Origin of the sequence: Pontibacter sp. 13R65 (assembly GCF_047525655.1) — a bacterium.
In the GTDB taxonomy this organism is placed as follows: Bacteria; Bacteroidota; Bacteroidia; order Cytophagales; family Hymenobacteraceae; genus Pontibacter.
Genome location: NZ_JBLIQL010000010.1, coordinates 128,556 through 143,796 on the forward strand (window position 1 = coordinate 128,556; position 15,241 = coordinate 143,796).

The 15,241-nt window shown below is 45.8% G+C and carries 10 protein-coding genes; 9 read left to right on the top strand and 1 reads right to left on the bottom strand.

Annotated elements, in window-relative coordinates; translation table 11 throughout:
• Positions 1 to 107: 107 nt before the first annotated feature.
• The 4 genes from ACMA1I_RS13680 (at position 108) to rpiB (ending at position 6,492) form a co-directional block, all read left to right on the top strand.
• Positions 108 to 3,440 carry an IPT/TIG domain-containing protein gene (locus tag ACMA1I_RS13680; RefSeq protein WP_337068937.1) on the top strand — a complete coding sequence of 1,111 codons (3,333 nt, stop codon included), beginning with the start codon at positions 108 to 110 and terminating at the stop codon, positions 3,438 to 3,440.
• Positions 3,441 to 3,910: 470 nt separating this feature from the next.
• Positions 3,911 to 5,185 (top strand): serine hydroxymethyltransferase, encoded by a 1,275-nt coding sequence (glyA, locus tag ACMA1I_RS13685; RefSeq protein ID WP_337068938.1) that lies wholly within the window; start codon positions 3,911 to 3,913, stop codon positions 5,183 to 5,185.
• 25 nt (positions 5,186 to 5,210) lie between these two features.
• Positions 5,211 to 6,050, top strand: a complete 840-nt coding sequence (gene tatC / locus ACMA1I_RS13690; protein WP_337068939.1) for a twin-arginine translocase subunit TatC — start codon at positions 5,211 to 5,213, stop codon at positions 6,048 to 6,050.
• Positions 6,051 to 6,054: 4 nt separating this feature from the next.
• The gene (gene rpiB, locus ACMA1I_RS13695; protein WP_337068940.1) at positions 6,055 to 6,492 is read left to right on the top strand and encodes a ribose 5-phosphate isomerase B; all 438 of its coding nucleotides are present in this window, start codon (positions 6,055 to 6,057) and stop codon (positions 6,490 to 6,492) included.
• A 299-nt stretch (positions 6,493 to 6,791) separates the two neighbouring features.
• On the opposite strand, the gene ACMA1I_RS13700 is transcribed toward rpiB, so the two are convergent.
• Positions 6,792 to 8,198 (bottom strand): hypothetical protein, encoded by a 1,407-nt coding sequence (locus tag ACMA1I_RS13700; protein WP_337068941.1) that lies wholly within the window; start codon positions 8,196 to 8,198, stop codon positions 6,792 to 6,794.
• A 101-nt stretch (positions 8,199 to 8,299) separates the two neighbouring features.
• Between ACMA1I_RS13700 and rbfA the strand changes: the two genes are divergently transcribed.
• The 5 genes from rbfA to ACMA1I_RS13725 all read left to right on the top strand — a co-directional run bounded on the left by rbfA (position 8,300) and on the right by ACMA1I_RS13725 (position 15,002).
• The gene (gene rbfA / locus ACMA1I_RS13705) at positions 8,300 to 8,719 is read left to right on the top strand and encodes a 30S ribosome-binding factor RbfA (protein ID WP_337068943.1); all 420 of its coding nucleotides are present in this window, start codon (positions 8,300 to 8,302) and stop codon (positions 8,717 to 8,719) included.
• A 15-nt stretch (positions 8,720 to 8,734) separates the two neighbouring features.
• The gene (locus tag ACMA1I_RS13710) at positions 8,735 to 9,544 is read left to right on the top strand and encodes a class I SAM-dependent methyltransferase (protein ID WP_337068944.1); all 810 of its coding nucleotides are present in this window, start codon (positions 8,735 to 8,737) and stop codon (positions 9,542 to 9,544) included.
• 102 nt (positions 9,545 to 9,646) lie between these two features.
• The gene (locus ACMA1I_RS13715; RefSeq protein ID WP_337068945.1) at positions 9,647 to 10,870 is read left to right on the top strand and encodes an ABC transporter permease; all 1,224 of its coding nucleotides are present in this window, start codon (positions 9,647 to 9,649) and stop codon (positions 10,868 to 10,870) included.
• A gap of 121 nt (positions 10,871 to 10,991) precedes the next feature.
• Positions 10,992 to 13,925: a DEAD/DEAH box helicase gene (locus ACMA1I_RS13720; protein ID WP_337068946.1), complete on the top strand. Its 2,934-nt coding sequence runs from the start codon at positions 10,992 to 10,994 to the stop codon at positions 13,923 to 13,925.
• 642 nt (positions 13,926 to 14,567) lie between these two features.
• Positions 14,568 to 15,002, top strand: coding sequence for a hypothetical protein (locus ACMA1I_RS13725; RefSeq protein WP_337068947.1), 435 nt, complete (start codon positions 14,568 to 14,570; stop codon positions 15,000 to 15,002).
• Positions 15,003 to 15,241 lie beyond the last annotated feature (239 nt).

The window sequence follows — 15,241 nt, forward strand, 5'->3', positions numbered from 1 at the left end:
GAAACCCTGCTTTTGTTTCCTGCCTTACCCAGGCAGAAATCAAACATCAGGGTGTTTTGTATGAGTAACTCCTAAGCTAACTAAATAGATTATTAACATTTTATTTTATGAGACAAACCTTTACTCTCTCTTTTAAAAACCTTCTTCTCCCGCTGTTCCTACAGCTGGGGCTGCTGCTCTGTGTGGTGGTGCAGGGGTATGGGCAGGACCGCGTTACTGTTTTTGCTGAATCTATGGGAACTGTGCCATCAACAAGTGTTGCACTACATGAGTCAGAAAATCGTTTTGATAATGATGGTGCCACCATGACTGGTTCTGGGGCCGTGAATGAGACTACTCCATCTTCAGGCTATACTGGTGCCTCTGGTTTTAACAGTGTTCTTGTAGGTGGTACAAATGGATATTTCCGGATTGATGGTATTAATACAAGTAAATTTGAAGATTTAGAATTAAGCTTTGGCATAAGAAAGAGTGCCTCAACGGCTACAGCCTCAGACTTAATACTTGAGTACAGTACAGATGGGATAAACTGGACTAGTCTTGAGTTTGAATTATTACCTAGTGCTACAGGTTGGCATTTTAGGCAGGCGCAGGGGGAAATTCCTTCAGTTTCAAGTTTATCTATCAGGTTTCAAAAAACTCCTACTAATTTTCCATATAGGATCGACGACATCGTAATTACTGGAACTTATGCTCCACCTATTATTTTATCTATTGATCCCACAAGTGGGATGGTTGGAGAGACTGTAACAATAACTGGTTCTGGGTTAAATTTTGGAGGAGCGCCAACTGTTACTTTCCATGGCGGTGTGGTTGCTACTTCTGTCGTAAGTAATGAAGATGGTACAGAATTAGAAGTTGTTGTACCCACAGGGGCACAAACTGGTGCTATTACAGTTTCTACAGCCGGAGGAATATTCTCTTCAGAAACTTTTACTATTATTGAAGTTATTGAAGGCCCTTCAATAACGGGCTTTACTCCTACTAGAGGTGGTATTGGAACTCATATAACAATTACTGGTACCCAGTTACAAAATGTGGTAGAGGCATTTTTTTGGGATGACTTTTCCGCATTAGAAATAATTTCTGTAGATACATTAGAAGTAGTTGTTGAAGTTGTAGAAGGGTATTTTGAAGAGTCACAAATAGTGCTATATACAAATGATGGCGAAGAAATCTTAAGTAATGGCTTCTTTGAATTCGTAACTCCAACCATAACTTCTTTTACGCCTATAGCCGGCCCTGTAGGAACACAGGTAACAATTTTAGGTGAAAACTTAGAAACTACATATGAAGTAAGGTTCGAAGGAAACATAATAGTTGCCCCTGATGAGGTTGAAGAAAATGGAATAGGAGTAGTTGTTAGAGTACCGGCAGGCGCACAAACCGGAGCCATAGTTCTTCATACAGAAATTGGTAATGTTTCCACACCAACTAATTTTACAGTTGAGCACCCCACAATTACTGATTTTACTCCTACTGAAGGTCCTGTAGGTACAGCAATTACTATTAGAGGTGATAATTTGTTATCTACAACTACGGTAAGATTTACTGGAGGCGTTAATGCAGAACCAACCTCAACCTCTAATACTGAGGTAGTAGTTAATGTTCCGGCAGGAGCACAGTCAGGGGTACTTGCAGTTATTACTGCGGCAGGCGATACTGCCACTAGTAGCCAAGTGTTTAATGTTTTACGACCTACTATATCAGGTATTTTCCCTACTAGTCAAAGAGTAGGCCAAAACATTACTATAACTGGTACCAGATTGAACATTGAACGTATTCAAGCTGTAACATTTACAGGAGGTGCTGTTGCTACTGCTGTCACAGGCAATGCAGATGGAACTCAGTTACAGGTTGTTGTCCCGGCAGGTGCTCAGTCCGGTGTAATTACAGTTACTACGTCAGAAGGTACAGCCACATCGCCTGCTTTTACTTTGGTTGCGCCTACCATTACTATTACGGGCACATTAGCACCATTCTCAACAGTGGCAGGCACTGCTTCAGAATCGCAAACTTATACAGTGTCAGCAGCTAATCTAGATAATAGTCTAACAATCACGGTGCCGGCTAATTTTCAAATCTGGAGGCCTACTGCTCAGATATGGGATGTAAGAAGAACAATAACTCTCGGTACTAATGGGAATATTGCGAATACCACTATAACCATCAGATACAACCCCGCAGCAGCCGGTGATCACAACGGAAATATTACACATGTGGCAGGAAGCACAAGTGCTAATCTAGCAGTAACTGGTTCAGCCACACCTGCTGTACCTTCTATTACTGAAGTCACACCTAGCACTAGCAGAATAGGTCAAACAATTGTAATAACGGGAACAAGATTAAATGCAGGTACTTCAGGTACAGAGGTTACATTCAACAACATACTTGCAGGTGGGCCTCGCGTGTCTGGAGAAAATATAGTAATCGTATCTGCAACAGAACTTCATGTTACTATCCCGGCTAGCGCTGCATCAGGATCTATAATTGTGACAACATCAGAAGGTCCCGCAACTTATAATAATTTTGAGGTGCTGAGACCAGATATTACACTATCAACCTCACAGCTTACCTTCAAGGCAATGGTTGGTGAGGCATCAGCTGCCCAGCCATATACGATATCTGCTGTTAATCTGGCAGAAGGAAGTAATGTAACAATTACTGCACCAACTAACTTCGAGGTATCACTAACTGGTGTAGATAGTTTTGGCCCTTCAGTACAGTTAGATCAAACCAACACAGCCGAAGGCAGCCTTTCTCCAACTACCATTTATGTTCGCTACTTCCCTACTGAAGAAGGATCAGAAGAGGGCAACATTACAAACGCTTCCACAGCTGAAAGCGAATTATTGATGGTGCAAGGAGTCGCGACTTCCCTACCAGTAGAACTGGTTTCCTTCACTGCGCAACAACAAGGCGGAGCTACTACATTAAAGTGGGTAACTGCTTCTGAAACAGATAACTCGCACTTTGAAGTAGAAATGTCTACTTCGCCGGAGACAGGGTTTGAGACTTTAGGTACTGTGAAGAGTAAAGTAGTAAACAGCAGCATTACCACCCGATATGAGTATACACACCAAGTGAGAACCGCGGGTACTTTCTATTACAGACTGAAACAGGTAGACTTAGACGGAACATACGCTTATAGCAATGTGGTAGTTGTAGAAGCAAAAGGTGTAGCTACAAATTCTGTGATGGTGGCTCCTAACCCACTTATCCCAGACTCTAAGATTATTGTAGAAGCAGCGAGCAGCGGAAAAGCTGTTATGCGATTAACCAGCATGACAGGCCAACAAGTCTACTTCAGAGAGGTAGAAGTAGTAGCAGGACAAAATGAATTTGCACTCCCTTACTACGACAAACTGCAGAACGCGGCCTACATCTTAACAGTAGAGCTAAACGGTAAACTCATTACAACCAAGGTAGTGAAACAATAAAGCACCTCTTTTCTGAAAGAAAGCCCGGCTCCTAAAGTGCCGGGCTTTCTTTTTATAACAACAGCAAGTACCATAACCCTAATTAAGAAAATGGCTATTTAACTTCCGGAAGGCCATTTTTATTAGAAGAATTTGTGTGTGGCAGTTTCCTTAATGAGAGAAATAGCCTAAAGCAGATTTAGAAGACCAATGAACAACTACTGTGCAAACAGCATAGCAGAGGAGCAGCAACTGGTACCAGCATAAATTACGACCCTGTAACTTCAGTAGGAGCTTGTTGCTCCTATACCACCCTATTCGTCCATTTTCCTTCTAAACCAGTGCATGTCCCCGGCAACGCAGAACCTTTGCAGCCGCCTGGAGCAGGTGTAGCCCGGAAATTTTGAGGATTACCTACTTAAAATTCTCAAACATTGGTTTATTCAAGCGCAAACCTTAATTTTGAACCGATTACATCAACCAAAGTAGCAATGCAAAAGGACACAGCCATTTTTGATTTAATTGCCAAAGAAAAAGCACGCCAGACACATGGCATCGAATTAATCGCCTCCGAAAACTTTGTATCGGAGCAGGTCATGCAGGCCATGGGCAGCGAGATGACAAACAAGTATGCGGAAGGCCTGCCAGGCAAACGCTATTATGGTGGATGTGAAATTGTAGATCAGGCCGAGCAATTGGCTATAGATCGTGCTAAAGAGCTTTTTGGTGCCGCCTGGGTAAACGTGCAGCCACACTCTGGCGCACAGGCAAACGCAGCTGTTATGTTAGCTGTGTTGAACCCTGGCGATAAAATTTTAGGTTTCGACCTGTCGCACGGTGGTCACCTGACACACGGTTCGCCTGTTAACTTTTCAGGAAAAATATACAAGCCGTCTTTTTATGGCGTAGAGCAGGAAACCGGTTTAATCGATTTCAACAAGGTAGTAGAGATTGCCCGCCGGGAACAGCCGAAACTGATTATTTGCGGTGCCTCTGCTTACTCGCGTGAGTGGGACTACAAAAAGCTACGCGAAGCTGCCGACGAAGTAGGCGCTCTCTTACTGGCCGATATCTCTCACCCATCTGGCTTGATTGCACGTGGCTTACTCAACAACCCGTTTGAGCATTGCCACATTGTTACTACTACTACCCACAAGACATTGCGCGGCCCAAGAGGCGGCATGATCATGATGGGTAAAGACTTCGAAAATCCGTTCGGTCTGAAAACTCCTAAAGGCGAAACACGCATGATGTCGTCGTTGCTGGATGGCGCTGTTTTCCCGGGCACACAAGGCGGACCACTGGAGCATGTAATCGCTGCTAAGGCCGTTTCTTTCTTCGAAGCCCTCTCCGATGATTACCTGAACTATGTGAAGCAGGTGCAGCAGAATGCTCAGGCCATGGCCAAAGCCTTCCTGTCGCGCGGATACGATATTATTTCCGGCGGCACAGACAACCACATGATGCTGATAGACCTGCGCTCTAAAGGCCTCACCGGTAAGCTTGCTGAGAACGCCCTGGTAAAAGCAGATATTACCATCAACAAGAACATGGTTCCTTTCGATGATAAATCACCTTTTGTAACCTCTGGTATGCGTGTAGGTACGGCAGCCATTACAACAAGAGGCCTGAAAGAGAACGACATGGAGCGTATTGTGGACCTGATCGACACAGTGCTGTTAAATAATGAGAACGAAAGCAAAATCCAGTCTGTGCGCAAAGACGTAAATGCGTGGATGGAAAAATATCCGCTTTTCGCGCACTAAAAAAAGAGCGGAAGAGCCTTACTAAATGAACAAAGCTTATATGGGAGAAGAGACGCAGGAGATGTCCTTTGTGGACCACCTGGAGGAGTTAAGATGGCATGTTATCAGGTCGCTCGCCTCTATTCTGGTATTTGCAGTCATTGCTTTTTTAGCAAAAAGCTTTGTGTTTCATGATATTATACTGGCTCCTTCCCGCACCGATTTTTTCAGCTATCAGCTGATGTGCGATATCGGGGAACGCATTGGGTCCGAAGCCCTTTGCATTACCGATCTGGGCTTTACGATTCAGAGCCGGCAGATGAGCGGGCAGTTTGCCATGCACTTAATGGTGTCGCTTGTGCTGGGACTTGCCTGTGCTTTTCCGTATGCTTTTTGGGAGATATGGCGCTTTGTGAGTCCCGGTCTTTACCCACAGGAGCAGAAGAACTCCAGAGGCGCTGTTTTCTTTGTGTCGCTGCTGTTTATACTGGGGCTGTTGTTCGGATACTATGTGGTTTCGCCTATTTCGATCAACTTCCTGGCCAGTTACCAGGTAGATCCTTCTATTAAGAACGAGTTTGACCTTTCGTCGTACATCTCCACACTCACCATGCTCTGCCTGTCGTGTGCGGTAATGTTCCAGATGCCGGTAGTAGTGTATTTCTTCACTAAGGCTGGTTTGCTTACCCCGGAGATTATGAAGTTGTACCGGCGCCACTCAATCATTATTATTTTGGTTGTTTCGGCTATCATAACACCGCCCGATGTAATCAGCCAGCTGTTGATAGGCTTGCCGCTGCTAGTGCTGTACGAAATCAGTATCAGTGTTTCTAGTTCTATCCGTAAAAGAGACTTAAAGCGATTAAACGAAAACGATACCATCTAAGACTATGGCTTACAAAATAGCAATCGGCGGAGACCATGCCGGGTTTGTATACAAAAACATGCTGATAAAAGTGTTGGAGCAAGATGGGCATGAGCTGAAAGATTTCGGTCCTTATACCGGCGAATCTTCTGATTACCCAGACTTTGTGCACCCGCTTTCTAAAGCTGTAGCCAATAAGGAGTTTGAGTATGGCATTTTGGTGTGTGGCAGTGGCAACGGAGTAGCCATTACGGCAAACAAGTACCCGCAGGTAAGAGCAGCGCTTTGCTGGAAGCCGGAGCTGGCACAACTGGCACGTGGCCACAACAACGCCAATGTATTGTGCATTCCTTCGCGTTTTGTGTCGGAGGAGGAAGCAGTAGAGATGATGCGCGTTTTCCTTTCAACTGAATTTGAAGGCGGACGCCACCAGACACGTGTAGACAAGATTACCAATTGCTAAGACTTACTCTTCTAAAACAACAGGTACAAACGTAAAACGACAGCGCGGCCCATTGGGTCGCGCTGTCGTTTTATAAACTAAACCCTAGCATTAAGCCAGGATCTCATCAGGCGATTTTAGCCTCCGGAAGGCCTTTTTCATTGGAATAATTTGATTGCTGATTGTTTGAGAGAAATTTTGATTAAGTAAACAAGAGAACAAAATTAATTACCCTCCTTTCCTGCAGATCCTTAATCCTTCAAGAGCATGTCAAATAATATCTAAAACCCTATCAAAGGATCTAGATCATCACGACTGCTTTACCTGTAGCGCCGCTTATAAACAGCAGGGGTTGCAGTAGGTTCGTATGCTTCGAATATAGTGGGGAGCTTGTATTTTAAAGTTGCCATTAGCCCTTGCTTGTCTACAATATAGGCCGGAGGTTCTTTCTTGAAGTTCTGATATAGTGCAAACACAGCATCGTACTCGTTTAGTTGCCCGAAATGCCGCTGTGCCAGGCGCCAATTGAGATAAGGCGTAGCCAGTTTGTTCTGAATGTAATACGTAATGTCGTTGCCGAGCACCAATACTGAGGTTCCCTGAACAGGTTGTGCAGGCGCGGTGGGCAAAAGAATTCTGGATTCGTCGATTTTAACGATAGCGCTAATACCAAGCTGCTGCCGGTAACGCAACAAAACAACGCCAGACAAAACTGTTAAATAAATTAGAGAAAGTATCCAGGCCTTGAGCCGACTAGTAAATAAATATTCGCTGAAATAGGCAATAGGCGGAAGCAGCACCAGAAAGGAGGCTGCCGAAACCTCGTCGCGTGAAAGAATAACCATCAGGCTTACGATGAGCCAGACCACCATCAGCTGCTGAAATTTCACCTGAAACACGAGCCGCTGCGACAACGACAGCATACTAAACAACGACAGCGCCAACACCAGGGCAGGTAATACAAGCAGCTTGGCCAGGTCGGTAGCAGGTATCAGAAAAGAGACCTCAAAACGCCAGGGCCGGAGCAGGTGCAGCTCCAGAAAACTTCCTACGGTGCCCGTAAACAGGTAGTAGCACAGGAGCATCGCATACGGAAAGGCAAACCCACACAGCATCAAAAGAGAGCTTCGGAAAGCGGCAGAGGCAAAAAAGATAACAGCAAAAAGCCCCATCAGCAGGAACAAGGCCAGGGGCAGAAAACTGAGCGCCGCCAGCCCCAGCATAAATCCGCCAATAAACAAACGACTATTGTCAAGGCCTTCCCTCGAAAGTGTAATAAAGTAAGGCAGCGAGAGAATAACGAAGGTGTTGCCAATGAGCATAGGCGTAAGCATTTCAAACTCCAGCGTAAGGCAGCCAAGGGTAAGGTAAAGGAGGGCCGGCAGGTAGTTACTGGTTGGGTACACCTTGTTCCGCGTAAAGGTAGCATTCAGAAGCAAGGCCTGAGCCAGCAATAGCGCCGCTGCCACTAGCCTGTAAGTCAGGTACGACCTGCCAGCCAGCACATCTATAATCCAATATACCAGAGCCGAAAGCGGTGCGGTGCTGTCGTAAATTTCGCGGTACATGGCAAACCCATCGGCCATGCGCTCCCCTACCAGCATAAAGTTCAACTCCGGCACGGTGGCAGGAATTCCCAGTAAAATAAGCGGAACACGTATGGCCAGGTAGAGTAAAACCAGCAGGATCAGTCGGGAAGGCAGTATGCTTCTGAAGTAACTAATCAAGAGATTAAGAGTTAGAAAGCGATATAAACGTACCTCCTCCGAAATGAGTAGGTTACTTTTGGGGTAAAAATGCGAAATTAATATGATATTTGCATCTTCGTATGGAAAGTAAAAGACAACAGAAATTCTCTCGCCTCATTCAAAAAGAGCTGGCCGACATCTTCCAGAGGGAAGTGCCGCACCTATTCGGAGGAGCTTATATATCGGTAAGTGTGGTGCGTGTATCACCTGATTTGGGGCTGGCACGCGTGTACCTGAGCCTGCTGATGGCCACCGACAACAAAGCGGTGCTGCAGGAAATAAAGGAAAACACTAAAACCATTCGTCACCATCTGGCGCAGCGCATCAAAAACCAGGTAAGGGTAATTCCCGCGCTGGCTTTTTACCTCGACGACAGTGCCGAGTATGCCGCCCAGATGGATAAATTGTTCTCTGGTCTGGAAATACCACCTGCCAGCGAGGACGATGCGGCGGAGGATGATGCCGCTGGAGACGAAGAAGACGAAAACACGACCCGCTAGCCTTGCCTCAACCTTATGCAGTATGATCCGATAAAGCGGATTCTGGGCGACGTGTTCAACCAGACCCCTTTTCTTAGACGCATATTTTACCACCTGCTCGACCTGCTCCTGCTGCGTGCCTGGCACGTGCACAAAGAGCTAAAGGCTTGGGCTTTAGCCCGAAAAGGTAAGGAGCAACACATTCTGGATGCCGGTTCCGGTTTTGGGCAGTATACCTATTTCCTGACCAGCATGAGCGATAAGTGGAGCGTGCTGGCCGTGGACGTAAAGGAGGAGCAGGTATCAGACAGCAATCGTTTCTTCCGAGCGATCGATCGGCAGAACGTCGTGTTTCGCATTGCAGACCTGGTGCAGTTCCGGCAGCCCAATAGTTTCGACCTGGTGCTTTCTGTGGATGTAATGGAGCATATTGAGGAAGACGTGCAGGTGTTCAAAAACATTCATGCTTCGCTTCGATCTGGCGGTATGCTCGTAATCTCCACTCCTTCTGATCAGGGCGGCTCCGACGTACACAGCGGCGATGAAAGCTCTTTTATAGAAGAACATGTGCGCGATGGCTATGGTATTCAGGAGATACATGGAAAACTGCAACGGGCTGGCTTCCGTAGAGTGGAGGCGCGGTACTCGTATGGCAAGCCCGGACAGATATCGTGGCGGCTCTCTATGAAGTACCCGCTGCAACTGCTGGGCGTGTCTAAAATTTTCTTCCTGCTTTTGCCGTTCTATTACCTCATCACGTTTCCGTTTTGCCTGCTGCTTAACTGGATGGACGTAAACGGTAAACACGAATCAGGCACTGGCCTCATCGTAAAAGCCTGGAAGTAATTAATTGTTAAATGGTTAATTCAATTTGTCTAATACACGATCATTATAGAAATTAACCATTTAACAATTAGCTAACAGCAACCAGCCACAAACAATTAACCAATGAATGTACCTTTTCTGATAGCGAAACGATATTTTTTCTCCAGAAAGAAGAGGAACATCATTAGCATTATCTCCAATATTGCCATGATCGGTGTGGCTGTCGGCACTATGGCACTCATTATAGTGCTTTCAGTGTTCAATGGCCTCGAAGACCTGATCCGCGCCATTTACAGCAGTTTCGATCCGGACCTGAAGATTTCGGTGGTGGAGGGTAAATCCTTTGAGACCGACACAGAGTTTATGAACCGCATACGCCGGACCCCAGGCGTGGCCGTGGTCTCAGAAGTGATTGAAGACAATGCCCTGCTACGCTACAACGACCGCCAGATGGTGGTAAAGGTAAAAGGCGTAAGCGAGAATTTTTTTGAGCAGAACCAGATTGATTCTTCTATTGTAGAGGGGCACTTCGACCTTTATCGCAACGACGAGTATTTTGCAGTGGTGGGGCGTGGGGTGCAGTATCAACTCTCCATTAGGCCCTCGAACCAATTTGTGTCGCTGCAGTTTCTTTACCCGCGCAATACCAAATTTAACCCGCTAAACCCTGAAGGCTCCTTCAACAGCCTGCCCATAAGGCCAGGTGGCGTGTTTGCCATCGAGCGGCAATACGACGATGCTTACGTATTTGTACCGCTCAATTTTGCCGAAGAATTACTTGAGTACGGCAGGCGGCGCACATCCCTCGAAATCAAGGTAGAAGACGGACATAGTATCGAAACCGTAAAAAAAGCCTTGCAAAGCACCCTCGGCACCGCCTTTAAGGTGCAGGATAGCGATGAGCAGCATACCAGCCTGCTTCGCGCTGTAAAGGTAGAAAAGCTGTTCGTGTTCATTACATTTGCGTTTATTCTGCTTATAGCTTCCCTCAACATCTTTTTCTCCCTGTCTATGCTGGTTATAGATAAGAAGAAAGACATTGCCATATTGGCTTCTATGGGAGCAACCGCTACTACTATTCGGAACATTTTTTTGTTTGAGGGAGCGCTGGTTGCTTTTATCGGGGCAACCTATGGCCTATCGCTGGGCATGCTGGTGTGTAACCTGCAGGAGAGCTTTGGGCTTGTATCTATGGGTATGGCTACTTCTATTGTAGATTCTTACCCTGTAAAAATGCAGGTTAGCGATTTTGTATTTACCGGGTTAGCTATTGTTATTATTACTTTGTTAGTTTCTATCAGACCTGCCTATAAAGCGGCTTCCATGTCGGTTACGGAAAATATATAGTTCTGAAAATCAGTTATTTATATAAATAATAATAAAACAAGCTATAGTTAGTGAAAAGCTTGATTTTTCTAGGATAATTACCGATTTAGAGGTATTTTTGATGTCCTAAATTGGTTTTGGCATGAACGTTTATACAACCCAGCCTTTTCAGATAATTTATTCTCTCTTCGAACATGAGTACCTGGGTTACTTGTTCGAATCGTTTGTAGTGCAGGTAAATAGCAAAGGGCAGCTAACGCTTCAGCACCAGAACATTTCTTCAAAAAACGCCGACGAATTTTCTTCGCGCCTCGATGCCTGCGATTTTAAGCTCATTCCCCTGATCGATCAGATTCAGCAGGATGCGGTGCTCAAAAAATTCTCTACTAAAAAACTTTCACCCGTAGACTTTTTTCTGAAAGTATATGATCAGGAAAAAGGTGACAAGGCGCTGCAGGAAGAAATTCATCATTATATTCAGGTCCGGATGGCCAAAATACTGGACTTGCTGGACGGAAAGTTGACCTTTATCATGGGGAAAGACGGGGAGCCAACCTGGAAACAAATTAGCATGGCTCCGGAAAAAGCTACTGTGCTTTTCCATTTTATGCGAAACGAAAACAATACGCATTATTTTCCTACTCTTAAATATGGCGGACAAAAGCTGGAGTTCCAGTACAAGCACGCCACATTAGTTTGCTACGAACCTGCCTGGCTGCTCCTGAACAATACCATTTATGGGTTCGACAAACCCATAGACGGTAAAAAGCTACAGCCTTTCCTGAACAAGAAATTTATTGTAATACCCAGATCGGTGGAGGACAACTACTACAGCAAATTTGTTGCTCCCCTGGTAGAGTCTTTCGATGTGTATGCAAAAGGCTTTGACATCCGGTCTCAGAAATACAAACCCAATCCCTACCTCACCTTTTCGGAGCTAAGCACTACCGATGCGGTAGCGCTGCCGGTAAATGGCAACGGAGGCGAGGCAAGAGCAGATCGCTCCGTTTCTGCTGATAAGATACTATTCAACCTGTCGTTTTTGTATGGCGACCACATGGTGGAGACGCAGGAGCTGAAACGTGTGAGCGTGAGCATGGAAAAAACAGAAGATTCCTATGTGTTTCATAGGCTGATCAGAGATGTTAACCATGAAAAAGAATACATAAAGGAGCTATCGAAGAGGGCGCTGGAGGTTAAGAATGGCAAGGCTGTGCTGGAGAAAAGCACCGCGTTTTCGTGGCTCAACAACCACCTGCAGGAGCTGGAGCAGCTTGGATTTATCGTAAAGCAATCGGAGAAGGGCGGTAAGAACTACTTTATAGGGGAGATCTCTGTGAGCGTAGGCATTACTGAAAACAACGACTGGTTTGATATTTACGGTACGGTGCAGTTTGGCGAGTTTTCCATTCCTTTTATAAAGCTTAAGTCGCATATTCTTACCAAGAACAATGAATTTATGCTGCCTAATGGGCAGATAGCCATTATTCCGGAGGAATGGTTTACGCAGTATATCGAACTTTTTGCTTTTTCGGATGGCGACCAGATCCTCACGCTCAAAAAGCACCACATGGCGCTGGTAAACGACCTGCAGAACGGTAACCTGGCTACTGTAAACATGAGCCGCAAGCTGGAGAAGCTCCGCGAGTTCGAAGAAATAGAAGACAAACCATTGCCTGCCGGCTTCAAAGGAGAGCTGCGCCCCTACCAGAAAGCCGGTTATAACTGGCTGCACTTTGTAAAGGATTATAAGTTTGGCGGCTGCCTTGCCGACGACATGGGTTTAGGTAAGACCGTGCAGGCGCTGGCGATGCTGCAGCACCGCAAAGAAAACGGGGCCGATTCGGCAACGTTGCTGGTTATGCCAACCTCGCTCATCTATAACTGGCAGAGCGAAGCAGAGAAGTTTACGCCCAACCTGCGTGTGCTCACCTACACCGGCACCTACCGCGACAAAGACGTGGAGCAGTTCAAGAACTACGATGTGGTGCTTACCTCCTATGGCATTGTGCGGCTAGATGCAGAACTGCTGAAAAATTATTACTTCGATTATATTATTCTGGACGAGTCGCAGGCTATCAAGAACCCAGATTCTAACACGTCGCGCTCTGTGCGATCGCTCAAGTCGCGCTACCGCCTGATCCTGACAGGTACGCCTGTGGAGAACAGCACCATGGACCTGTGGTCGCAGATGTCGTTTATAAACCCTGGCTTACTGGGCAACCAGCACTTTTTCCGAAAGGAGTTTCTGAAACCCATTGAGAAAGAGAAAGATGAGCAGAAAATAAGAAAACTGCATGCGCTCATCAAGCCTTTTATCCTGCGCAGGCACAAATCGCAGGTGGCAAAAGAGCTTCCTGAAAAAGTAGAGAACATTACGTTCTGTAAAATGACCGAGGAGCAGGAGCACGCCTACGAAGAAACTAAATCCTATTACCGCAATAAAATACTGACCAACCTGGAGGAGCATGGCCCCGGTAATACGCAGTTTATGCTCTTGCAGGGCCTTACGAAACTGCGCCAGATCGCCAACCACCCTCTCATGACCGATGAAGGCTACGAAGGAGAGTCTGGTAAGCTGAAAGAGGTGCTCCGAATGACTAAAAATGTAGTGGTAAAAGGCCATAAGGTGCTAATATTTAGTCAGTTTGTAAAGCACCTCGAAATTCTAAAGCGGGCGCTGGATGAGCGGGAAATTGTGTATGCTTACCTGGATGGTAATACCAAGAACAGGCAGCAGCAGGTAGAGCGTTTCCAGACAGACAAATCGATACAGGTGTTTCTTATTTCGCTGAAAGCGGGTGGTGTGGGCCTTAACCTCACTGCCGCGGATTATGTATTTATTCTGGACCCTTGGTGGAACCCGGCTGTGGAGGCACAAGCGGTAGACAGGGCTCACCGCATTGGTCAGCAAAACCAGGTATTTACGTACAAATTCATTTCAAAGGAAACCGTAGAAGAAAAAATACTGGCGCTGCAAGGCCGCAAAATTCAGCTTGTCACCGATCTCATCAGCACCGACGAAACGGTAATGAAGAGCCTCACAAAAGAAGATATTGATAACCTGTTGAGCTAATAAGCTGCCGCACTACCATACCAAACGCCTCTGCGAACACTTGTGCTGCAGAGGCGTTTGGCTTTAGTGTAAAATGTAATTCTAAACTGGGGTAAGGGCGTTCGGTTGTTGAGGAAACTATTTCTTGCAGCCTTATATTTGATAGCTTCTTCGGCAAGCTCAGGATGGCAGGAGGAATTTGAGAGGTTAGGCGTGTTTGTGTTGTAGCTTTCTGTCGTAAAATAAATAGTTTTCACAGCTATTACAGACGCAATTCTTCTAATGAAAATACCCTTCCAGAGCTCTTTTTGAGAAAATTGGCTTAGGGGTATTCTGCTACAGAGAGGTGCTTTGGAAACATCCATAAAATTTAATTTTTAACTTTGAATTAGGTGTAGCCTGTAGTTAACCGATTATTCTAATGAAAATGTCCTTCCGGAGGCAAAAGAAGGCCTAAATTGCTTGGCTTAGGTTTGGGTTTGAAAGCATCTAGGAAATATAATGCGAGGTAGAGCAGGCTAAACAGTTGCAGCCTGGTAGCTTGAGGAAAAGAGAAATTAAAACTAGAGGGTTGATAGCGATGAAGTTAGCAAACCTTTATGACCATCGTGTTGTTACCCCAAAGCAGACAACCACTATTCGGTGTAACCAGAACCCTACAACATGCAATTGCACATTCGCACCCTTGTAAAACAAGATTATTTGTCGGTTTTCGATGCCTTCGACGAGAGGCTTTTTCGGAAACTCTCGCCGCCATACCCGCGACTGAAGCTGTTGCGCTTTGATGGCAGTTACCCTGGCGATGTGGTGGAAGTGGAGCTACAGGCCGGGTTTAAATCGTATCGCTGGACGAGCCTGATTACAGAGCGCGTTGTTACCGATACTGAAGCCTACTTTGTAGACGAGGGGCTGGAGGTGCCTTCTCCCCTGCGCAGGTGGCGGCACAAGCATCTGGTTGCTAAAGAAGGAGCCGGAGCCGTCATTCACGACATCATTGAGTATAGCACCGGCAGTAAGACACTCGACCTGCTCCTATACCCACTTATGCTCGTTCAGTTTGGGAGCCGCAAACCTGTTTACAAGAAGATGTTTAATTAACAGGAGCCCCCTGTATTGCAAAAATCCCTTTTCGGCAGCAAATTGCCTGCTAGCTCATAGAACGCTGACTCCTGATTTTGACAGCAGTCTCCTGTTTTCCTCATCCTGTTAAAGTCGCTTTCACAGGCTTTATTACGTCCTTGGGTGCAGCATCGTATGGTAAGTATAAGAGATCAGGTTTAGAAGCCGCACAAACTAGTCTTTTTTACATTCATGGAAATTCCTGGATACTTTTTTTT